Raw genomic sequence first — 22,204 nt, forward strand, 5'->3', positions numbered from 1 at the left:
GGCGCGGAAGCGGGGTAGTGACGTGACTGGCTGGCAGTTCTGGGTCGACCGAGGCGGCACCTTCACCGACATCGTCGCAAGGCGCCCGGACGGCCGGCTGCTCACGCACAAACTGCTCTCCGACAATCCCGCCCTCCCGCACTCCCGGTTCCGCTCGAGCGGGGGGACCCCCATCGCCGACGCGGCCGTCGCCGGAGTGCGCGCACTCCTCGAAGGCTCCCAGGAGCCCGTCGAAGCGGTCCGTATGGGCACGACGGTCGCCACCAACGCTCTCCTGGAACGCAAGGGCGCGCGTACCCTCCTGCTCGTCACCCGGGGCTTCCGCGACGCCCTGCGCATCGCCTACCAGAACCGCCCCCACATCTTCGCCCGCCGCATCGAACTGCCGGAGCTGCTGTACGAACGGGTCGTCGAGGTCGACGAGCGCATCACGGCCGACGGCACCGTCCTGAGCGCGCCCGACCCGGACGCGCTCGCGGGCCCGCTCCAGGAGGCGTACGACGACGGGATCCGCGCCGTCGCCGTCGTCTTCATGCACAGCCACCTCCACCCCGCCCACGAACGGGCCGTCGGCGAGCTGGCCGCCCGCACCGGCTTCCCGCAGATCTCGCTGTCCAGTGAGGTCAGCCCGCTGATGAAACTCGTCCCGCGCGGGGACACCGCCGTCGTCGACGCCTACCTCTCGCCCGTGCTGCGCCGCTACGTCCAGCACGTCGCCGGAGAGCTCGAGGGCGTACCGCTGATGTTCATGCAGTCCAACGGCGGACTCGCGGAGGCCGGGCAGTTCCGCGGCAAGGACGCCATCCTGTCCGGACCCGCCGGCGGCATCGTCGGCATGGCCCGCATGTCCCAGCTGGCCGGTTTCGACCGCGTCATCGGATTCGACATGGGAGGCACCTCCACCGACGTCTCCCACTTCGCCGGCGGGTACGAGCGCGTCTTCACCACACAGCTCGCGGGCATCCGGCTGCGCGCCCCCATGCTGGACATCCACACCGTCGCCGCGGGCGGCGGTTCGGTCCTGCACTTCGACGGCTCCCGCTACCGCGTGGGACCGGACTCGGCGGGCGCGGATCCGGGACCCGCCTGCTACCGCGGCGGCGGCCCGCTCGCCGTCACCGACGCCAACGTCATGCTCGGCCGCATCCAGCCCGCGTACTTCCCCCAGGTCTTCGGCCCCGACGGGGACCAGCCCCTCGACGCGGCACTCGTCCGCGACCGCTTCACCGCCCTCGCGCACGAGATCCGCGAACGGACCGGCGACGACCGCACCCCGGAGCAGGTCGCCGAGGGCTACCTGCAGATCGCCGTCGCCAACATCGCCAACGCCGTGAAACGGATCTCGGTGCAGAAGGGCCACGACGTCACCCGCTACGCCCTCACCACCTTCGGCGGAGCGGGCGGCCAGCACGCGTGCATGGTCGCCGACTCGCTCGGCATCCGCACCGTGCTCGTGCCGCCCATGGCGGGCGTACTCTCGGCTCTGGGCATCGGCCTGGCCGACACCACAGCGATGCGCGAGCAGTCCGTCGAGGCACCCCTGGAGGCCGCCTCCGTGCCGGGCGTGCGGAAGACGGCCGACGAGCTGGAGGCCGCGGCCCGCGCCGAGCTCCTCGCCGAGGACATCCCCGCGGACCGCATCCGGATCACCCGCCGCGCCCAGCTCCGCTACGACGGCACGGACACCACCCTCACCGTCGAGCTGACCGAGCCCGACACCATGAGACAGGCCTTCGAAGAACGTCATCGCGCCACGTACTCCTTCACCCTCGACCGCCCGGTCGTCGTCGAAGCCCTCTCCGTGGAAGCCACCGGCATCACCGAACCCCCCGACCTCTCCACCCTCGCCCCCTATGAGGGCCACGCCACCGCCCCCGAGACCGTCCGCCTGCACACCGGCGGCGCCTGGCGCGACGTGCCCCTCCACCGCCGCGAGGGCCTGCCTCCCGGCGACACCGTCACCGGCCCCGCGATCATCACCGAGGCGGGCGCGACGACCGTCGTCGACGACGGCTGGCGGGCCACGGCGACCGATGACGGGCATCTGGTCATGGAACGCGCGGCGGTCACGGAGAGTTCCGGACTCGACACAAAAGCCGACCCGGTCCTCCTCGAGGTCTTCAACAACCTCTTCATGTCGATCGCCGAGCAGATGGGCGCCCGGCTGGAATCGACCGCCCAGTCCGTCAACATCAAGGAACGCCTGGACTTCTCCTGCGCCCTGTTCGACCCCGACGGCAACCTGGTGGCCAACGCCCCCCACATCCCCGTCCACCTGGGCTCCATGGGCACCAGCGTCAAGGAGGTCATCCGCCGCCGCGGCGCGGCGATGCGTCCCGGCGACACGTACGCCGTCAACGACCCCTACCACGGCGGCACCCACCTGCCCGACGTCACCGTGATCACCCCCGTCTTCGACACGAACGGCGCGACCGACACGGACGGTGACCCCGAGATCCTCTTCTACGTCGCCGCACGCGGCCACCACGCGGAGATCGGCGGCATCGCACCGGGCTCCATGCCGGCCGACAGCCACACCATCGACGAGGAGGGTGTCCTCTTCGACAACTGGCTGCTCGCCGAGAACGGCCGGCTCCGCGAGGAGGAGACCCTGCGCCTGCTCACCGGGGCGCCCCACCCCTCCCGCAACCCACGGACCAACCTCGCCGACCTGCGCGCCCAGATCGCCGCCAACCGCAAGGGCGTCGACGAGGTCGGCCGCATGATCGAGGACTTCGGCCTCGATGTCGTCCAGGCCTACATGCGGCACGTCCAGGACAACGCCGAGGAAGCCGTGCGCCGCGTCATCGACGCCCTGGACGACGGCGAGTACGCCTACGAGACCGACTCGGGCGCCGTGATCCGTGTCCGGGTCCGCGTGGACCGCGCCGACCGCCGCGCCACCATCGACTTCACCGGTACGTCCGCCCAGCTCGCCACCAACTTCAACGCCCCGTTCTCAGTGGTCAACGCGGCCGTGCTCTACGTCTTCCGCACCCTGGTGGCCGACGACATCCCGCTCAACGACGGCTGTCTGCGCCCCCTGGACATCATCGTGCCGCCCGGCTCGATGCTCGCCCCCGAGCCGCCGGCCGCCGTCGTCGCGGGCAACGTCGAGACCTCCCAGGCCATCACCGGCGCCCTCTACGCGGCCCTGGGCGTGCAGGCCGAAGGGTCCGGGACCATGAACAACGTCACCTTCGGCAACGACCGCCACCAGTACTACGAAACCATCGCCTCCGGATCCGGTGCCGGCGACGGCTTCCCCGGCGCGAGCGTCGTGCAGACCCACATGACCAACTCGCGCCTGACCGACCCGGAAGTCCTGGAGTGGCGGCTGCCCGTACTGCTCGAGGAGTTCGCGGTCCGGCGGGGGAGCGGCGGCGCCGGTCGCCGACGCGGCGGCGACGGCGCGGTGCGCCGCATCCGGTTCTGCGAGGCCATGACGGTCTCCACCCTCTCCCAGCACCGCCGGGTCCCGCCGTACGGCATGGCGGGCGGCTGCCCGGGTGCCCTGGGCGCCAACCGTGTGGAACGGGCCGACGGCACGGTGACCGCTCTCGGCGGGAGCGACTCCGCCGACGTCGGTCCCGGCGACGTACTCGTCATCGAAACCCCTGGTGGCGGAGGCTACGGCCCGCCGCCACCCGACCACCACCAAGCAGGAGAAGAGATCGATGATCTTCGGGCGTTCTGAGCGCGGCAAGCCCCCGGTCGAGCCCGTCACGCTCAAGATCCTCGTGGCCGGCGGCTTCGGCGTGGGCAAGACGACCCTCGTCGGCGCGGTCAGCGAGATCAGACCGCTGCGCACCGAGGAACTGCTCACCGAGGCAGGGCGCCCGGTCGACGACACCAGCGGTGTCGAGGGCAAGCGCACCACCACGGTGGCCATGGACTTCGGCCGCATCACGCTTCGCGAGGACCTGGTGCTGTACCTGTTCGGGACACCCGGGCAGGAGCGGTTCTGGTTCATGTGGGACGAGCTCTCCGAGGGCGCGCTCGGCGCCGTGGTCCTGGCGGACACCCGCCGCCTCGAGGACTGCTTCGCCGCGGTCGACTACTTCGAAAGGCGCTCCATTCCCTTCCTCGTCGGGGTCAACTGCTTCGAAGGAGCGGCTCGTTATCCGGGCGAGGACGTACGCCGGGCCCTCGACCTCGACGACGACGTACCGCTCGTGCTGTGCGACGCCCGCGACCGGGAGTCGGTCAAGGAGGTGCTCATCGGGGTCGTCCAGCACGCGATGGCGTACGCCGCCGAACGCCGCCAGGCCGTCAGCATGTGAGGCCCCGCGCCACGCACAGGCACGGCTCGTACCCCCGCCGACCGGAGTACGAGCCGTGGTTCTGTGGGGCTAGTCGTCGCCCTCCTCCAGCCAGCCGAAGCTCTTCTCCACGGCCTTGCGCCAGTTGCGGTACTCACGGTCCCGCACCGGCGCCTCCATGGCCGGCGTCCACTCCGCTTCCTTCTGCCAGTGCGACTTGAGCTCGTCGAGGTCGTCCCACACGCCCGTGGCGAGGCCGGCGGCGTACGCGGCGCCCAGGCAGGTCGTCTCGGAGACCCTGGGCCGGATCACCGGCACCCCGAGGACATCGGCCTGGTGCTGCATGAGCAGGTTGTTCCTGGTCATGCCGCCGTCCACCTTCAGGGTCGTGATCTGCACCCCGGAGTCCTGGAACATGGCGTCCACGACCTCCCGTGTCTGCCAGCTCGTCGCCTCCAGCACCGCGCGCGCGAGGTGCGCCTTCGTCACGTAACGGGTCAGGCCCGTGACGACCCCGCGCGCGTCGGCGCGCCAGTAGGGGGCGAACAGACCCGAGAACGCGGGCACTATGTACGCGCCGCCGTTGTCCTCCACGCTCGCCGCCAGCGTCTCGATCTCGTCGGCGGTTCGAATGATGCCGAGTTGGTCGCGGAACCACTGCACCAGTGCGCCCGTGATCGCGATCGATCCCTCCAGGCAGTAGACCGGTGCCTCGTCACCGATCTTGTAGCCCATGGTGGTCAGCAGCCCGTTCTTGGAGGGGACCGGGCGGCTACCGGTGTTGAGCAGCAGGAAACTGCCCGTGCCATAGGTGTTCTTCGCCGTCCCGACGTCGTAGCAGGCCTGTCCGAACACAGCCGCCTGCTGGTCGCCCAGCGCCGACGCGACGGGCACCCCGGCGAGTTGGCCGACGGCGGTGCCGTAGACCTCCACGGAGGACCTGATCTCGGGGAGAATTGCTTCGGGAACGTTCATGGCGGACAGGATGGACGTGTCCCACTGGAGGGTCTGAAGGTTCATCAGCATGGTGCGCCCGGCGTTGGTCACGTCGGTGACGTGCCGTCCGCCGTCCGTGCCTCCGGTGAGGTTCCAGATGAGCCAGGAGTCGATGGTCCCGAAGGCGATCTCGCCGCGCTCGGCGCGGTCCCTGAGCCCCGGCACGGAGTCCAGCAGCCAGGCCGCCTTGGGGCCGGAGAAGTAGCTGGCCAGCGGCAGTCCGGTCTGCTCACGGAAACGGTCCTGTCCGTCCGCGCCGCCCAGTTCGGCGCACAGGGCCGCGGTGCGGGTGTCCTGCCAGACGATCGCGTTGTGCACGGGCTTGCCGGTGGCGCGGTCCCACAGGACCGTGGTCTCGCGCTGGTTGGTGATGCCGAGCGCGCTGAGCTGGTCGGCGCGCAGCCCGGCCTTGGCGATGGCTCCGGCGACCACCGCCTGCACCTTGGACCAGATCTCGGTGGCGTCGTGTTCCACCCAGCCCGGCTTCGGGAAGATCTGGCGGTGCTCTCGCTGGTCGATCGCGACGATCGCACCACCGTGGTCGAAGATGATGCAGCGGCTCGAGGTGGTGCCCTGGTCGATCGCGGCGACGTACTTCTCGGCGTTGTCCGTCATGGCTGCCCCTTGGTCGCTGGTCAGAAGGCTGCTTTGTAGATGAGGCCCGCGAGCAACCCTCCGATCAGCGGGCCGACGACCGGGATCCAGGCGTAACCCCAGTCGGAGGTGCCCTTGTTCGGGATCGGCAGGAAGGTGTGCACGATGCGCGGGCCCAGGTCGCGTGCGGGGTTGATCGCATAGCCAGTCGGCCCGCCCAGGGAGAGCCCGATGCCGACCACGAGCAGCGAGACGATCAGCACGGTGGTGCCGGACTCGCCGAGTCCCTTGGTCAGCCCGAAGGCGAGGATCGGCAGGACGAGAGCGATCGTCGCGATGATCTCCGTGATCAGGTTGGCGACCGGATTACGGATCTCCGGGATGGTCGAGAAGATGCCGAGGGTGGGCACCGGTTCGTCGGCGGTTCCCTCGGTGGTGCCTGTCGTACGGGTGTTGGCCTGGAACTGGGCGAGGTACACCAGGTAGGCCAGGACGGCGCCGAGCACCGCGCCCACCAACTGGCCCAGCAGGTACAGCCAGACCTTGCCCCACTTGCCGGTGTCGATGGCGATACCGATGGTGACCGCCGGGTTGAGCTGACCGCCGGACAGCGGAGCGGCGGTGTACGCGCCCGCCAGCACGCCGAATCCCCAGCCGAACGCGATCACCACCCACCCCGAAGCCCGTGCCTTGGAGTATCTGAGGGTGACGGCGGCGCAGACACCGGCGCCGAAGAGGATCAGGATCGCGGTGCCGATGACCTCGCCGACGAATATGTCTCCGTTGCTCATGGCGGCTCCTAGGCGCTGGTCCGGGGAGGGCAGGCCCTGTGGCCGCCCCGAGTGCAGGGACGTTTCCCTTGGCGACTTCAGCCGAAGGCAGGGAAGGTCCCGCGCCCCGCCCGGCGTCCGTGACGAGCGTGCCGTGACAGCCGAATCGCATGTGGAGGAACGGGCCGTGGCCCAGGGAGAACCCGCGCGGCGCAACCTGAATACGCCGGGAACGTGCGGCGATGCCGACCGACACGGGAAGTGTTCACCGGTGCTCTGGGAGCGTCAAGGTTGCCGACACCAACGGTGACAGCACCTGGTGCGGAAGGGGGAGGGGCCCTCAGCCCAGTGGCTCCGCTGCCGCGTACCCGGCCTGGGCGGGCGTCGCTCCGCAGCCGCGCCGGATCTCATGCCCCGGCAGCCCCGCACGCCCCAGGACCCAGCTCGACCCGCTCAGCGACTTCGCCGCCTTCTTCACCGGGGGCAGACAAGCGGCTGCCTGCCGGTGGTCGGTCACGCTGCCCGGTGCGCACACGACCGTGGCCAGGGACAGGGTGACCGGGCGGCCGCCCGCGGACCAGCCCGCGTCGAGCACCGCGGCGACGAGAGGCCCCAGTCCCTCCTCCTCGGCGAGCACCAGGAAGTCGTCCCCGCCGATGTGTCCCACGCGCGCGTGCCCGGTCACCGCCTGCTGCAGCGCCCGCCCCACCGACCGGATCAGCTCGTCGCCCGCCGCGAATCCGGCACCGTCGTTGACCTGTTTGAAGTGGTCGATGTCCAGCCAGCTCAGCGCGAACGCCCGTCCGTCCGTGATCCGCCGGTCCACCTCCCCGGTGATCGCGTCCGAACCGGGCAGCCGGGTCAGCGGATTGAGCCCGGCCGCCTCTTCGACCCTGGTCTCGGCCAGCGCCCGTACGAGGTCCGCGAGCCGTACGACGCCCACGCACCGCCCGTGGTGGTCCACGACCGCCACGTCGTCCGAGGTACGGTCCCGCCCGCCGACCGCCACCACGTCCAGGACCTCCCAGGCCGTGGCGTCGACGCCCACCATGCGTGGAGGGTCGCCGAGTTTGACGGCGGGCCGGTCGGCGTACAGGGCGTGCCCGTAGCGGCCCGACAACGTGAGCAGGAAGCGGGAGCGGTGCACCGACCGGACCGGTACCCCGGTCCGGTCGACGAGCAGCACCCCGGACACGTCCGGTGAGCAGGTCAGCAGTGCGCGCACCTGGCCCGCGGACGCCGTGGCCGGCAGCAGGGCGGCGGGCCGCACGAACTCCCGCACCGACGGGCCCGACCGGGGCACGGTCCCGGGAGCCGGGAAGCGGGGCGGAACGTATACGTCCGCCAGGGGAATCCGGGCCGGGGGCGCGAACAGCACGCCCTGTGCCAGCTGCGCCCCGGCCGACAGCGCCGCCGCGCACTGCAGTTCGGTCTCCACGCCCTCGACCGACAGCAGGGCACCGAGCTGCTCGCACAGGGTCCGCATCGCCCGCACCGCGGCCGGTCGCGCCAGCAGCGAGGCGTCGAGCTTCACCAGGTCGGGCGCGAGGTCGGTGAGCAGCCGCAGCGGCACGTCGCCGTCTCCGATGCCGTCGGCACTGATCCGGAAGCCCTGCGCGCGCAGGGCCGCCACCGCCTCCAGCAGTGCCCGCTGCGGGACGTGTGTGAAGGGCGGGACGACATCGAGCGTCACCTCCCACGGCATCCGGCCCGCCTGGCGCACCGCGTCGCGCAGAGGGGTGAGGCCACCCAGGTCGGCGAGCGTGCCTGCGAACACGTTGACGTGCAGCGGCAGCATCGTCTCCGTGCGCACCGCCGCCCTGAGGGCCAGGACGGCCAGCCGACCGTCGAGTTCGGGGTCACGGCGGGCCTCGGCCAGGACGTCGCCGGTCTCCGGGCGGGCCAGTATCTCCAGTGCGGCGACACCACCGGTCCTCAGGTTGACCACCGGCTGGAACGCGAAGCGGAGAGTATCCGTTCAGGAGTGCACGGGAGCATGATGTCGCCGCCCGCGCACGCCCAGGCGCAGTTCATGAGACGTTCACGCAGCATTCCGGGGTGATCACAGAGCGTGGAAAACCCCTTGTGACACCCCTGTCACATCGATCCCACCGTGTCGTCGATCACGCCATGGCGTCGGCTCTCACCGCAGTGCGATGACCGACGAACCATGGCCGAACAGCCCCTGGTTGGCCGTGATCCCCACGCGTGCCCCGGCGACCTGCCGGTCGCCGGCCGTGCCCCGCAACTGCCAGGCCAGTTCGCAGACCTGGGCGATCGCCTGGGCCGGCACGGCCTCCCCGAAGGAGGCGAGCCCGCCACTGGCGTTCACCGGTATACGGCCGCCCAGGCCTGTCGCGCCCTCCCGCAGCAGCTTCGCGCCCTCCCCCTCACCGCACAGCCCCAGATCCTCGTACCACTGCAGTTCCAGGGCGGTGGACAGGTCGTACACCTCGGCCAGGGACAGGTCCTGCGGGCCGACGCCCGCCTCCTCGTACGCCGCGCGGGCGATCGACGCTCGGAACGTCTCGTCCGGGAGCTCGGCCGCGGCCGCGGAGTCCGTCGCGATGTCCGGCAGGTCCAGCACGGTGTTCGGATACCGCGGCGTCACCGTGGACACCGCCCGGATCCGCACCGGCGCGGTCACGCCGTGCCAGCGCGCGAAGTCCGTGCTGGACAGCACCAGGGCCGCGCCGCCGTCGGAGGTCGCGCAGATGTCGAGCAGCCGGAGCGGATCGGCTACCACCGCGGAGGCTGCCACCTCCTCGGCGGTGACCCGCTTGCGGTAACGCGCGTACGGGTTCAGCGCTCCCAGGGCCGCGTTCTTCACCTTGACCAGCGCGAAATCCTCCGGCGTGTCCCCGTGCACCGCCATCCGCCGTCGCGCGTACAGCCCGAAGTACGCCGGGTTCGTCGCCCCGAGCAGGCGGAACCGCAGCCAGTCCGGATCGTCGGGCCGCTCTCCGCCTCCGGGCCGGAAGAAGCCCTTGGGGGCCGCGTCCGCGCCCACCACGAGCACCGGATCCGCGAGCCCCGCGAGAATCTGGGCCCGCGCCGTGGCGACCGCCTGCGCTCCGGAGGCACACGCCGCGTACACGCTGGTGACCCGTGCACCCTGCCAGCCCAGTGCCCTGGCGAACGTAGCGCCCGCGACATACCCGGGATATCCCCCGCGCACGGTGTCGGCGCCCACGACGGAGCGGATGTCGCGCCAGTCCAGGCCCGCGTCCGCGAGGGCCGCACGGGCCGCGGCCGTCCCGTACTCGACGAAGCCGCGCCCCCACTTGCCCCAGGGGTGCATGCCCACGCCGAGCACCGCCACGTCCGCTGTCACGCCGTCACCTCCGTCGGCCTCCAGTGCCACGTCGTCCAGGTCGTCCCCGTGTCCTCGAACAGCACTCCGGGGACGACCTCCACCTCCATGCCCACCGTCAGATCGGAGACGGTGATCCCGGGTACGGCCTGTCCCAGCACCACGATGCGCTCGGACTCCAGCTCCACCGCGATCAACGTGTAGGGCTCCCACGGAAGTTCCGGGTCGCTCACATAGGGTGACGGCGGCCGGTACCGGCCGTCGGTGTAGGACCAGATCCGCCCCCGCCGCGACAGCGCGACCTCCTCGAGGTCGCCACCGGGACATCCGGGGTCGCGGCAGTGGGTGTCCTCGCGGGGGAAGAAGACCGACGCGCAGCCGGAACACCGCGTGCCGAGGAGGCGGAAGCCGTCCCCTTCACCGGTGAACCAGCCGTCGACCGCAGGCATGCGTGTCTGCGACAAAGCTCCTCCCCGCATCCGATCTGACGGAACGTCAGGAGTGTGCCACGGGCAAGCGGAAATGGGCAGGCCGTACACAGAACCGCACAGCCCCTTTCAGCGTCGTGGTATCCGGAAGGGTGGCCGGGGCCGACGGGGGTGGTTCCGGCCACCCTTCCGCCTTCGTGCGACGCAGAGCCCACCTGCTTCCGGAAAACGACCCTCCCGTGATCGGATACAGTCCGCGCGTGTCCGAAATCCAGCACCCAACCGCCAACTCCGTACCGGGCTCGCACTGTTCGAGCTGCGGAGCGCCCTACGGAGAGGGAGTCTCCGGCTGGCCCCGCGCCTGCGCGTCCTGCGGGAGCGTCGCCTATCGCAATCCGCTGCCGGTCGCGGTCGCCCTCCAGCCCGTCTACGACACGCAGGGCACCGCCCTGGTCGTCATCACCCGAACCGTCGCACCCGCGCGCGGAGGCACGGCACTGCCGGGCGGCTACATCGACGACCGCGAGGACTGGCGGCACGCCGTCGTCCGCGAACTCAAGGAGGAGACGGGCATCGACGCGGCCGCACGCGACGTGCGCCTGATCGACGCCATGAGCTCGCCCGACGGACACCTGCTGCTCTTCGGGCTCCTGCCGGAACGCCCCGCCGAAGGGCTGCCGCAGTCCGCCGCGACGGACGAGACGGAGGGCTGGCACCTGCTGCGCAGGCCGGAGGAGCTGGCCTTCCCGCTGCACACCGTGGCCGCGCGGGCGTGGTTCGAAGGCCGCTACATCTGAGCCCTTGCCTCACCCGAGCCCGCGTATGCGCACCGGGTAGGGCGGCTCGCCGGCGCCGTCCTGCCCCTCCCGCACGACCACCAGTCGCCGGCCCTCCCAGCGGGCGACGTAGTGCTCGATCTCCGGTTCGTCCCACCCGTCGCCCGCGTCCGGCACGACCAACCCGGACCCGGTGCGTCCCCGGTCGGGCGCCCACACCTCGAGCTCCAGCCCGCCGTCGTCACCCCGTACGGGGAGGACCGCCCCCGCGCGCGCGAGCACGGGAATCCGCGACAGGGGCGCGTCGACCCGCACCTGTGCCGGCCCCTCGAACGCCTGCTCCGTCACGGTGTCGTACCAGCGTCCCCTCGGCAACTGCACCGCACGCCGGTCCACGCCCGGATCGAGCACGGGCGCCACCAGAAGACAGTCGCCCAGCAGGAAGGCGTCCCCGCACTCGCGCAACGCACGGTCCTCCGGCGCACCCCACCACAACGGCCGCACATAGGGCGCACCGGTACGCCGGGCCACATGCGCCAGCGTCATGAAGTACGGCAGCAGACGCCGGCGTTCCAGAAGCGCCCCGCGCGCGTGCTCCAGCACCTCGGCACCGAACTCCCACGGTTCCCTGCGCCCCGCGCGCAGACTCGCGTGCGTGCGGAACAGCGGAAGATACGCACCGAGCTGGAACCACCTCAGATACAGCTCGGGCGAAGGACTCCCGTCGAACCCGCCCACATCCGGCCCCGAGTACGGCACCCCGCACAAGCCGAGCCCCAGGACCAGCGACAGGGAGGCACGCAACCCCGGCCAGCCCGTGGCGACGTCCCCGGACCACGTACCGCCGTAGCGCTGCATTCCGGCCCAGCCGGAGCGGGAGAAGAAGAACGGCCGCTGCCGCGGTGCCAGTTCGCGCAGCCCCTCGTAACCCGCCCTGGCCATGCACAGCGCGTACACGTTGTGCGCCTCCCGATGATCCCCGCCACGCCCCTCCAAGGAGTGCCGGGCCGAACGCGGCAGGGTGGACTCGCCGAAGGCGTTGAAGGACGTCGGTTCGTTCATGTCGTGCCAGAACCCGGCGAAGCCCTGCGCGAGCCGCTCCTCGTAGAGCCCGCCCCACCACTTCCGCACGCGCGCGTGCGTGAAGTCCGGGTAGACCGACTCCCCGGCCCACACCACACCCCGCACCGCCCGCCCCGACGCGTCCCGGACAAAGGCGTCCACGGCCGCCCCGCCGTCGTACACGGCATTGCCGACGGCCGCCTTCACCGCCGGATCAACGATCGACACCAGCCGGATCCCGTCCCGGCGCAGTTCCTCCGCGAGGACCGGCAGCTTCGGGAAACGCTCCTGGTCCACGGTGAACACCTGATGCGCGTCGTGATGATCGATGTCCAGGTGGACGGCGTCCAGCGGCAGACCACGTTCCAGATAACCCGCGACGATCCGGCGCACCTCCTGCTCACTGCCGAACCCCCAGCGGGCGTGCTGGTGCCCCAGCGCCCACGCCGGCGGCAACGCGGGTGCGCCGGTGAGTGAGGCCCAGACGTGCAGCACGCGCGCGGGGGCGCCCACCATCACCCAGCAGCGCAACGGGCCGCCGTCCACCCGCAGCTCACTCCTGCCCGCGCGGTCATGACCGGAACCGGCGCCCTCCTTGCCCTCGCACAGCGTCACCGTCCCGTCCCAGGACGTGTCATGGAAGACCAGATGCGTCGCCGCGTCCGACACCACGAGCTGCACCGGCATCGTGATGTACAGCGGATCGTCGCCGGGGGCGAAGGCACGGCCGGGATCGGTGTTCCACAGCCGGTACGTCCCGTCACGCAGCCGCGGCCCGGACGCCCGGCCCCCGAGCCCGAAGAAGCGCGCGTCGGCCGCCACCTCCGACCGCTGCATCCAGCGTGCCGTGCCCCCGCCCACCGGCTCCCACCACCGCGGCGGCAGATCCCGGCGCAGCATCACACCGCCGGGCGTGCACACCTCGACCGCGCCGTACCGGGAGACGGAGACCGTCACGCGCTCCGCCACGACCCGCCAGCCCCCGTCCTTGTCCGGCTCCAGCACGGCACGGGGATCCGGCTCCGGGCAGCGCCCCGCGAGGGCGTACGACGGCTCCGGCCCGGCTCCGTCCCAGCCCCAGAAGACAGCGCCGTTCACCGCCACCGTGATCCGCAGCTCGGACCTGCTGAAGCGGATGACACCACCCCCAGGCCCGGGCTCCGCACCCCGCACCGGACCGGGCACCCGCGCACGCTCGGCCCCCCGTGGCGGCAGCCCGACGGCGTCGGCACGCTTCCTTCGCCACGCCGCCCGTACGGCGCGCAGCCCCTGCGCCACCCCCGTCGAGCTCACCACCTTCACCGAACGCACCAGGTCACGACCGTCCATGCTGCTCAGCCTGCCATTGACCGCCCCACGCGCGTGTCTCGTTCAACTTCCGTTCACCCGTGCTCGGAGCACATCTTCACGACACGGACTATGTGGGGCGCACCCTGGTGTAGAAGTCGATCACATGGCATCGTCCGTGTCAGCCGCGTACGCGCACACCCAGCCCGTGCGCAACCGACGCCCACGAAGCGCACAGTCCGGGAGCCGCCCCATGTCGACCGCGAACCCCCAGCCGCTCTGGCAACCGGATCCGGAACGGATCGCCGGAGCCCGGATCACCCAGTTCCAGGCCTGGGCGGCCGAGCAGCACGGCGCCCCGGCCGAGGGCGGCTACTCCGCGCTGCACCGCTGGTCCGTCGACCACCTGGACACCTTCTGGAAAGCCGTCACGGAGTGGTTCGGCGTACGGTTCTCCACGCCCTACGCGCGCGTGCTCGGCGACCGCTCGATGCCCGGCGCGCAATGGTTCCCCGGAGCGACGCTGAACTACGCCGAACACGCCCTGCGCGCCGCCGCGGACCGCCCGGACCGACCCGCGCTCCTGTACGTCGACGAAACCCACGAGCCCCGCCCGGTGACCTGGTCCGAGCTGCGCCGCCAGGTCGGCTCCCTGACCACCGAACTGCGCGCCCTCGGCGTACGCCCAGGAGACCGTGTCAGCGGCTACCTCCCGAACATCCCGCAGGCCGTCGTCGCCCTGCTCGCCACGGCCGCCGTCGGCGCGGTGTGGACCTCCTGCGCGCCCGACTTCGGCGCCCGCAGCGTTCTCGACCGCTTCCAGCAGGTCGAACCCGTCGTCCTGTTCACCGTCGACGGCTACCGCTACGGCGGCAAGGAGCACGACCGGCGCGAGATCGTCGCCGAGCTGCGCCGCGAACTGCCCACCCTGCGCGCCGTCGTCCACATCCCCCTGCTCGGCACGGAAGCCCCCGAAGGCGCCCTGGAGTGGTCGGCCCTGACGTCGGCCGACGCGGAACCCGTCTTCGAGCAGGTCCCGTTCGACCACCCCCTGTGGGTGCTCTACTCCTCCGGGACGACCGGCCTGCCCAAGGCCATCGTCCAGTCCCAGGGCGGCATCCTGGTCGAACACCTCAAGCAGCTCGGCCTGCACTGCGACCTGGGCCCCGAGGACCGCTTCTTCTGGTACACCTCGACCGGCTGGATGATGTGGAACTTCCTCGTCTCCGGCCTCCTCACCGGCACGACCGTCGTCCTGTACGACGGCAGCCCCGGCTACCCGGACACGGGCGCCCAGTGGCGGGTCGCCGAACGCACCGGCGCGACCCTGTACGGCACGTCGGCCGCATACGTCATGGCCTGCCGCAAGGCGGGCGTCCACCCGTCCCGCGACTTCGACCTCTCCGGGGTGCAGTGCGTGGCCACCACCGGCTCGCCCCTGCCCCCCGACGGTTTCCGCTGGCTGCACGACGAGGTCCGCGAGGACCTGTGGATCGCGTCGGTCAGCGGCGGAACGGACGTGTGCTCATGCTTCGCGGGTGCCGTACCGACGCTCCCCGTGTACACCGGCGAACTCCAGGCGCCCGGTCTCGGCACCGATCTGCAGTCCTGGGATCCGGCCGGCGGGCCCCTCGTCGACGAGGTGGGCGAACTCGTGGTCACCAACCCCATGCCGTCGATGCCGATCCACTTCTGGAACGACCCCGACGGCAGCCGCTACCACGACAGCTACTTCGACACCTACCCCGGCGTCTGGCGCCACGGGGACTGGATCACCCTCACCTCGCGGGGCTCCGTCGTCATCCACGGCCGCTCCGACTCCACCCTCAACCGGCAGGGTGTCCGTATGGGCTCGGCCGACATCTACGAGGTTGTCGAACGCCTGCCGGAGATCAAGGAATCCCTGGTCATCGGCATCGAGCAGCCCGACGGCGGCTACTGGATGCCGCTCTTCGTGCAGCTGGCCCCGGGAGCCGTCCTCGACGAAGCGCTCCTGAGCCGCATCAAGCAGGCCATCCGCGAACAGCTCTCCCCGCGGCACGTGCCGGACGAGATCATCGAGGTCCCCGGCGTCCCGCACACCCTCACCGGTAAGCGCATCGAGGTCCCGGTCAAGCGCCTTCTCCAGGGCACCCCCCTGGAGAAGGCCGTCAACCCCGGCTCCATCGACGACCTCGATCTCCTGCGCCACTACGAAGAGCTGGCCCGCAAACGCGCCTGACCCCGTCCGGGATCACCCTCCGTAGGTGGCCTCGGACTCGCCGAGCACGGCGGCGAAGTCCGAGGCCAGCCGGCCTGCGTCGGTCGGCTCCAGACCGGCCGTGGTGATCCGGACCCCGGGCTCGGACGTCAGCCGGAACCTGGCTCCGGCCGCCACCCACCACCCGTACGAGCGCAGCCCGTTCACCACCGCCGACTCGTCCCGCACGGGCACCCAGACGTTCATCCCGCTCGCGCCGTGCGACGGGATGCCCCGCGTGGCCAGCTCACGGCCGAGCGCGGTACGGCGCCTCGCGTACGTCTCACGCGCGCTTGCCACCAACGCGCGCGTGCCGCTGTCCGTCATCAGCCCGTGGAGGGTCTCCTGCAACAGGTGACTGACCCAGCCGGACGTCAGCAGCAACCGCCCGTCGTGCCGGGCGAGGGTCACCGGATCACACGCGGCGGCGGCCCAGCGCAGGTCGGTCCCGAGGAATTTGCTCACCGTCCGCACGTGCACCCAGCGCGCCGGTCCCGCCCCGGTCACCGTGCGCAGCGGAGCGTCGGCCACGGCGGACGCGTGGTCGTTCTCGATCACCAGCGCGTCGGACGCGTCCCGCAGCACCTCGACGAGCGCCTGCCGGCGTCCTTCCGAGAAACAGCCGCCGTACGGGTTCTGTGCCCGCGGACTGAACACCACCGCGCGCACACCGGTGCGCAGCGCCGTACGGACGGCCTCGGGACGCACGCCCTCGTCGTCCACCGCGACCGGCACGATCCGCAGCCCCAGCGCCGTGACCAGGTCCAGCAGATGGTGATACCCCGGATCCTCCATGGCCACGGCGTCCCCGGGGCGCAACTCGACCGACAGCACCCGGGCGATCAGGTCCAGCGCTCCGTGCGCGAAGGTCACGTGTCCGGTGGGAACACCCTCCGCACCGAGCCAGTCACGCACGGTATCCTCCAGCCGTTCCAGCCGGGGTGCGGAGCGGTGGGAGCGGGCGCCTGGGGACAACCGCGAAGGCGGCACCAGAGCAGGCAGCAGCGCGGGGTCGGGATGTCCGCCGGCCAGGTCGCGCAAACCCTCGGGGACCTTGGGCGGGCGGCGTGACGCCACCGCCGGTGCCGACGCGACCACGGTGCCGCCACGCCCGTGCGTGACCACGATGCCCCGCTGCCGCAGCTCCTTGTACGCCGTGGCGACCGTACCCGGACTCACTCCCAGCCCGTCGGCGAGGCGGCGCACGGGAGGCAGCGCCATCCCCGGCCCCAACGCGCCGTCGGCCACGCCTCGTTCGATGGACGCGGCAATTTCCTTGGCCGTCGCACCGCTGATCTCATATTGTGTTGCCACGTTGAAAACTATGTATCAATACATAACTCCACGCAAGGGGGAACAGTGGATGTGAAGCCTCGTGTCGCCGACGGGCGGCCCCGCATACCGGGAGGCCGCGACGGACGCAGGATGATCGGCATCACCTTCGTCGACCGCATCGGCAGCGGCCTGTGGGCATCCGTCTCCGTCCTGTACTTCACCTACGTCTCCGGCCTCTCCGTCGCCCAGGTCGGCACCCTCGTCGCCGTCGCCGGCGCTGTCGGCATCGCGGGCGCACCCCTGGGCGGCCGCATCGCCGACCGCTTCCCGATCACCCGCGTCCTCATCGCACTCCAACTCCTGCGCGCCCTCGCCTCCTTCGCCCTGCTCACCACCGACCACTACACCCTGCTCCTGACCTACGCGGCCATCGGAAGCCTCGGCGACCGGGCCGCCAGCGTCCTCACCAAGCTCTACTCCACCCGCGTCGCCGGACCAGACCGCGTCCGCTATCAGGCGCTCAACCGCACCGCCTCCAACGCCGGCTGGGCCCTCGGCGGCCTCGCCGCCGCAGCCGCCCTCACCCTCGGCACCACCACCGCCTACCGCTGGCTCCTCGCCGGCGACGCCGTCTCCTTCGTGGCGGTCGCCCTGCTCACCCTGACCTGCGCGGAACCCCCGTCGCCCAGCCGCATCGCCGCCATCGCCGAGGACACGCCCCACAGGAGTACGCCGGCCAACCCCTGGCGCGACCGCACCTACCTCGCCTACGTCATGACCGAGACCGTGCTCTCCCTCGACGACACCGTCTTCAAGGTCGGCCTGCCCCTGTGGATCGCGCACAGCCACGGCGTACCCCACGGCCTCGCACCCCTGCTGCTCGTCCTGAACAACGTGATGGTCGTGGCCCTCCAGGTCCCACTGGCGCGCCTGGGCACCACCACGGCCGCCGCTCGCAGCCTGCTGCTCCCACTCTCCGCGGCCTTCGCCCTCGGCGGCATCACCATGGCCTTCTCCGCCACCGGCGGCACCCTTCAGGCCACCTGCCTGCTCACCGCGTCAGCCATCCTCTTCACCCTGGCCGAGATGCTCCACGCCACCATTTCCTGGGAACTCTCCGTGGCTCTCGCCCCCGGCACCGCACAAGGCGCCTACCTCGGTGTCCACGGACTCGCCCAGTCCACCCAGCGCAGCATCGGCCCGCTCGCCGTCGCCGCCGCCATCGCCACCGGCCCCCTCGGCTGGACCGTCTTCGGCGCCACCATCGCCGTGACCTGCGCGATCCAGCACCGTCTGGTGCGCGACCGGCTTCAGCTCACCCCGTTGTCAGTGCCACCGGTTACGGTGAGTGAGCATTGATCGACGCGCATTGGGGGAAACATGGCGCACACCACCGACCACCAGACCATGCGACGCGTCCTGCGCCGCGAAATCGCCGGCACCATCGGCCTGCTCACCGACGAGCACGACTTCCGCGCCATGCGGCGCTACCGAAGCTTCACCTTCGACGACCACACCACCTACCTCCAACAGGTGGAAGCCCTCCTCAGGACCCGCGCCTCCCAGGGCAGCCACACCACGGTCGCCCTCTTCGACCCCGAGGAGTACGCCGACTTCTGCGCGGCGAGCGGCCTCGAACCGGACCAACCGTCGAGCCGCACCCGCTTCACGGCCGAACTCGCGGCAACCGGTCCCACCATCGCCTACGAAGGCCAGCCACTCACCGACCTCGTGCCCGCCCTCGTCGACGAGGCCGTCCGACTGGCCACCTGGGAATACGCCACCATCCTGCTGGCCCGCCTGGGACCCTGCCCCACCTGCGGCGAGGACATCGGCCGCGCCGCCTTCACCCGCGCCTCCGACCTGGTCGTCCGCATCCTCGACACCGCCCCACCCGGCGACCGGCATCTCGTCTGCAGCGTCTCGGGAACACCCGAAGCACTCGTCTCCGTCCTCCACGCAGACGACCACACCGACGACAGCCTCCACCTGGACGAGGCCGAGCTCCTCGAATTCACCACTGTCCTCGCCGTCGGCCTCGCCACACGCAGCCCCGGCGGACTCGTCATGCGTACCAGCGCCCAGGACCAGGCCGACCGCATCTACGGCTGGCGCCTGCGCGGAGACGGCCTGCAATCCCTGACCGCGGGGGAGGTCTTCGACGCCTACTGCACCGACATCGAAACCGGCGACCTCATCTCCCCGGAATCAGGCGTCGACTACTGCGTGGCCCCCGACCTCGGAGAGGAGGACGCGGCACCGGAGCACCGCCACTGAACGCACCAGGGGCGCACCATCCGCAGATGGAGCGCCCCTGAGAACAGCCGATGAACAGCCGACGACCTGCCGGGCCCGGCCTACTCGCCGGACAGCACCGCCTGGGCGGCGCTGCGCGCCTCTGCGGCGCTCTCCGTCGCCCGCGCGGCCGCGGCAGCACGCTCGCACTGCGCCAGCGTGTACTTCGCGAGCGTCGCCCGGACATAAGGAATCGACGCCGCACCCATGGACAGGGAGGTGACACCCAGACCCGTCAGCACACAGGCCAGCAGCGGGTCCGACGCGGCCTCGCCGCACACGCCACAGCTCTTGCCCTCGGCCTTGGCCGCCTCCGCGGACAGCGCGACCAGGTCGAGCAGAGCGGGCTGCCAGGGATCCTGAAGCCGGGACACCGCGCCCACCTGACGGTCCGCGGCGAAGGTGTACTGGGCGAGGTCATTGGTCCCCAAGGACAGGAACTCCACCTCCTGCAGAACCGAACGTGCCCGCAGCGCGGCCGACGGGATCTCCACCATCGCACCGAACTTCGCCCGGAGCCCGGCGTCCCGGCACGCGTCCGCGAACGCCTTGGCATCGGCACGGTCGGCCACCATCGGGGCCATGACCTCGAGGTAGACCGGCAGCCCCTCCGCGGCCTTGGCCAGCGCCGTCAGCTGCGTGCGCAGGATGTCCGGGTGGTCCAGCAGCGTCCGCAGGCCCCGCACGCCCAGCGCCGGGTTGGGCTCGTCCGCCGGCGTCAGGAACTCCAGCGGCTTGTCGGCACCGGCGTCCAGGACACGGACCACGACACGGCCCTCGGGGAACGCCTCGAGGACCTGCCGGTAGGCCTCGATCTGCTTCTGCTCGGAGGGTGCGTTCTTGCTGTCGTCGAGGAAGAGGAACTCGGTACGGAACAGACCGACACCTTCTGCCCCCGCCTCGACGGCGGCCGGAACGTCCGCCGGACCGCCGACATTGGCCAGTAGCGGGACCATGTGCCCGTCGGCGGTGGCACCCGGCCCGGTGGAGGCGGCCAGCGCGGCCTTGCGCTCCGCGGCCGCGGCCTCGAGCTGCGCCTTCTTCTCCTCGCTCGGGTTCACGAAGATGTCGCCGGTGCTGCCGTCGACCGCGATCAGCGTGCCCTCGGTGAGTTCACCGGCACCGGGCAGCGCCACCACGGCCGGTACGCCGAGCGCCCGCGCCAGGATCGCGCTGTGACTGGTCGGACCGCCCTCCTCGGTGACGAAGCCGAGCACCAGCGTCGGGTCCAGCAGCGCGGTGTCGGCCGGCGCGAGGTCACGGGCGACCAGCACATACGGCTCGTCGCTGTCCGGGACACCCGGCATGGGCACGCCCAGCAGCCGGGCGACGATACGATTCCGCACGTCGTCGAGGTCGGCCACGCGCCCGGCGAGGTACTCACCGGCGCCGGCCAGCAGTTCGCGGTAGGCGGCGAACGCATCGTAGACGGCACGTTCGGCCGTGCTTCCGACGGCGATGCGCCGTTCCACATCCGCCATGAGTTCGGGGTCCTGGGCCATCATGGCCTGGGCCTCGAGCACCGCCTGGGCTTCACCCCCCGCCAGATTGCCGCGCGCCATCAGGTCGGCGGCCACAGCATCCACGGCCTGTCGGGCACGCCCCTGTTCGCGCTCCGCTTCTTCCGCCGGGATCTGCTTGGCGGGCGGTTCCAGGACCGCCGTTCCCATGTGCCGGACCTCGCCGATCGCTACACCGTGGCTCACGCCGACGCCTCGCAGCGTTGTCTCCATTTCACCGTCTCCGATAGTGCGGCGGGTCCCGCCGCCGCGATGGTTGTTCTGTTCGCCGTCATACGGCCTCATACGACGGCATCGACGTCACTTCCAGAGGAAGAGACTGTCGCCGACCTTCACATCGCCATCGTCACGGAGGTCGGAGAGGGACGCGGCCGTGGCTTCCAGTGCCACGACCGGGCAGATCGCGGACTTGCCGGCAGCCTCGACGGCGGCCGGGTTCCAGCGCACGACGGCCTGCCCACGCGTCACCTTGTCGCCCTTGTTGACGAGCAGCTCGAATCCTTCGCCATTGAGCTGCACCGTGTCGATCCCGAGGTGGGTGAGGACGCCGTGCCCCTGCTCGTCGACGACGACGAATGCATGCGGGTGCAGAGAGACGATGACGCCGTCGACGGGCGAGACAGCCTCGGAAGGCTCCCGCACGGGGTCGATGGCGGTGCCCGGGCCGACCATGGCCCCGGAGAAGACCGGATCCGGCACTGCCGCCAGTCCGATGGCACGCCCGGCGAGAGGGGACGTCACGGTGGTCATGGGAAGCCTCCCAGGGGTGGAGATCAAATGGGCCGTCACTGCCTGTCCCGGACGACGCACTGACAGCAGCGTATGGCATGGGAAGTGACGGTTCCGTATGGAAGTTACTGGCAAGAGGTCTAGACCACAAGCCCCGGCGATTTGCACCGTCTTCGAGGCCGCGTGTACAGTCGTAACCCTGCTCGACGCCGGATGACGCAACCAAGCGTCCTTGCTCGGCAGCATCCAACTTGTCAGATCCTATCTCTGGGTCACCTTCTGCATGCCCGCAGGGGAGTGGTCAGGGAGACGGAAAAACACTGATAGAGTTGGAAACACCGAAGGGAAGCGCCCGGAGGAAAGCCACGAGAGAGTCTCTCGGGTGAGTACAAAGGAAGCGACCGTTCCTTGAGAACTCAACAGCGTGCCAAAAATCAACGCCAGATATGTTGATACCCCGTCTCCGGTCATCACGATCGGGGCGAGGTTCCTTTGAAAAAATACAGCGAGGACGCTGTGAACGGTCGGATTATTCCTCCGACCTGTTCCGCTCCCGTGAAAAGCATTCACGGAGAGTTTGATCCTGGCTCAGGACGAACGCTGGCGGCGTGCTTAACACATGCAAGTCGAACGATGAAGCCCTTCGGGGTGGATTAGT

At 70.8% G+C, this 22,204-nt stretch carries 14 protein-coding genes, 1 rRNA gene and 1 pseudogene; 7 read left to right on the plus strand and 9 right to left on the minus strand.

Annotated elements, in window-relative coordinates; genetic code table 11:
* Positions 1-22: 22 nt before the first annotated feature.
* Positions 23-3,697 (plus strand): hydantoinase B/oxoprolinase family protein, encoded by a 3,675-nt coding sequence (locus tag ACH45E_RS18930; RefSeq protein ID WP_361441400.1) that lies wholly within the window; start codon positions 23-25, stop codon positions 3,695-3,697.
* Positions 3,678-4,283, plus strand: a complete 606-nt coding sequence (locus ACH45E_RS18935; RefSeq protein ID WP_361441403.1) for an ATP/GTP-binding protein — start codon at positions 3,678-3,680, stop codon at positions 4,281-4,283. Before ACH45E_RS18930 ends, ACH45E_RS18935 begins: the two co-directional genes overlap by 20 nt.
* A 69-nt stretch (positions 4,284-4,352) precedes the next feature.
* Here ACH45E_RS18935 and glpK read toward each other — a convergent pair whose 3' ends face one another.
* From glpK to ACH45E_RS18960, 5 genes and pseudogenes are all read right to left on the minus strand, one after another.
* The gene (gene glpK / locus ACH45E_RS18940; protein WP_361441406.1) at positions 4,353-5,873 is read right to left on the minus strand and encodes a glycerol kinase GlpK; all 1,521 of its coding nucleotides are present in this window, start codon (positions 5,871-5,873) and stop codon (positions 4,353-4,355) included.
* Between the two features lie 20 nt (positions 5,874-5,893).
* Positions 5,894-6,643 carry an MIP/aquaporin family protein gene (locus ACH45E_RS18945; RefSeq protein ID WP_361441409.1) on the minus strand — a complete coding sequence of 250 codons (750 nt, stop codon included), beginning with the start codon at positions 6,641-6,643 and terminating at the stop codon, positions 5,894-5,896.
* Between the two features lie 319 nt (positions 6,644-6,962).
* Positions 6,963-8,600, minus strand: a pseudogene (locus tag ACH45E_RS18950) (GGDEF domain-containing protein); the annotation flags it as partial.
* Between the two features lie 165 nt (positions 8,601-8,765).
* Positions 8,766-9,956 (minus strand): lipid-transfer protein, encoded by a 1,191-nt coding sequence (locus ACH45E_RS18955; RefSeq protein ID WP_361441412.1) that lies wholly within the window; start codon positions 9,954-9,956, stop codon positions 8,766-8,768.
* Entirely contained in the window at positions 9,953-10,384 is a 432-nt protein-coding gene (locus ACH45E_RS18960; protein ID WP_361441501.1) for a zinc ribbon domain-containing protein, read from the minus strand. The genes ACH45E_RS18955 and ACH45E_RS18960 overlap by 4 nt, the downstream gene beginning before the upstream one ends.
* A gap of 239 nt (positions 10,385-10,623) precedes the next feature.
* On the opposite strand from ACH45E_RS18960, the gene ACH45E_RS18965 reads away from it, so the two are divergent.
* Positions 10,624-11,160 carry an NUDIX domain-containing protein gene (locus ACH45E_RS18965; protein WP_361441414.1) on the plus strand — a complete coding sequence of 179 codons (537 nt, stop codon included), beginning with the start codon at positions 10,624-10,626 and terminating at the stop codon, positions 11,158-11,160.
* A gap of 9 nt (positions 11,161-11,169) precedes the next feature.
* Here ACH45E_RS18965 and ACH45E_RS18970 read toward each other — a convergent pair whose 3' ends face one another.
* Positions 11,170-13,530 carry a TIM-barrel domain-containing protein gene (locus ACH45E_RS18970; protein ID WP_361441417.1) on the minus strand — a complete coding sequence of 787 codons (2,361 nt, stop codon included), beginning with the start codon at positions 13,528-13,530 and terminating at the stop codon, positions 11,170-11,172.
* Between the two features lie 211 nt (positions 13,531-13,741).
* On the opposite strand from ACH45E_RS18970, the gene ACH45E_RS18975 reads away from it, so the two are divergent.
* Positions 13,742-15,709, plus strand: coding sequence for an acetoacetate--CoA ligase (locus ACH45E_RS18975; protein WP_361441419.1), 1,968 nt, complete (start codon positions 13,742-13,744; stop codon positions 15,707-15,709).
* A 12-nt stretch (positions 15,710-15,721) separates the two neighbouring features.
* Here ACH45E_RS18975 and ACH45E_RS18980 read toward each other — a convergent pair whose 3' ends face one another.
* Positions 15,722-17,041, minus strand: coding sequence for an aminotransferase class I/II-fold pyridoxal phosphate-dependent enzyme (locus ACH45E_RS18980; RefSeq protein WP_361441422.1), 1,320 nt, complete (start codon positions 17,039-17,041; stop codon positions 15,722-15,724).
* Positions 17,042-17,152: 111 nt separating this feature from the next.
* Between ACH45E_RS18980 and ACH45E_RS18985 the strand changes: the two genes are divergently transcribed.
* Positions 17,153-18,361 (plus strand): MFS transporter, encoded by a 1,209-nt coding sequence (locus ACH45E_RS18985; protein ID WP_361441424.1) that lies wholly within the window; start codon positions 17,153-17,155, stop codon positions 18,359-18,361.
* Positions 18,362-18,382: 21 nt separating this feature from the next.
* Positions 18,383-19,279 carry a hypothetical protein gene (locus ACH45E_RS18990; RefSeq protein WP_361441427.1) on the plus strand — a complete coding sequence of 299 codons (897 nt, stop codon included), beginning with the start codon at positions 18,383-18,385 and terminating at the stop codon, positions 19,277-19,279.
* An 80-nt stretch (positions 19,280-19,359) separates the two neighbouring features.
* Here the strand turns inward: ACH45E_RS18990 and ptsP are convergent, their stop codons facing one another.
* Both ptsP and ACH45E_RS19000 read right to left on the minus strand, forming a co-directional pair.
* Positions 19,360-21,030, minus strand: coding sequence for a phosphoenolpyruvate--protein phosphotransferase (gene ptsP, locus ACH45E_RS18995; protein ID WP_361441429.1), 1,671 nt, complete (start codon positions 21,028-21,030; stop codon positions 19,360-19,362).
* Positions 21,031-21,117: 87 nt separating this feature from the next.
* Positions 21,118-21,567, minus strand: coding sequence for a PTS glucose transporter subunit IIA (locus tag ACH45E_RS19000; RefSeq protein WP_361441431.1), 450 nt, complete (start codon positions 21,565-21,567; stop codon positions 21,118-21,120).
* A 544-nt stretch (positions 21,568-22,111) separates the two neighbouring features.
* Here ACH45E_RS19000 and ACH45E_RS19005 point away from each other — a divergent pair.
* Positions 22,112-22,204 (plus strand): 16S ribosomal RNA (locus ACH45E_RS19005); the annotation flags it as partial.

Origin of the sequence: Streptomyces sp. NPDC020299 (assembly GCF_044387825.1) — a bacterium.
Classification (GTDB): Bacteria; Actinomycetota; Actinomycetes; order Streptomycetales; family Streptomycetaceae; genus Streptomyces.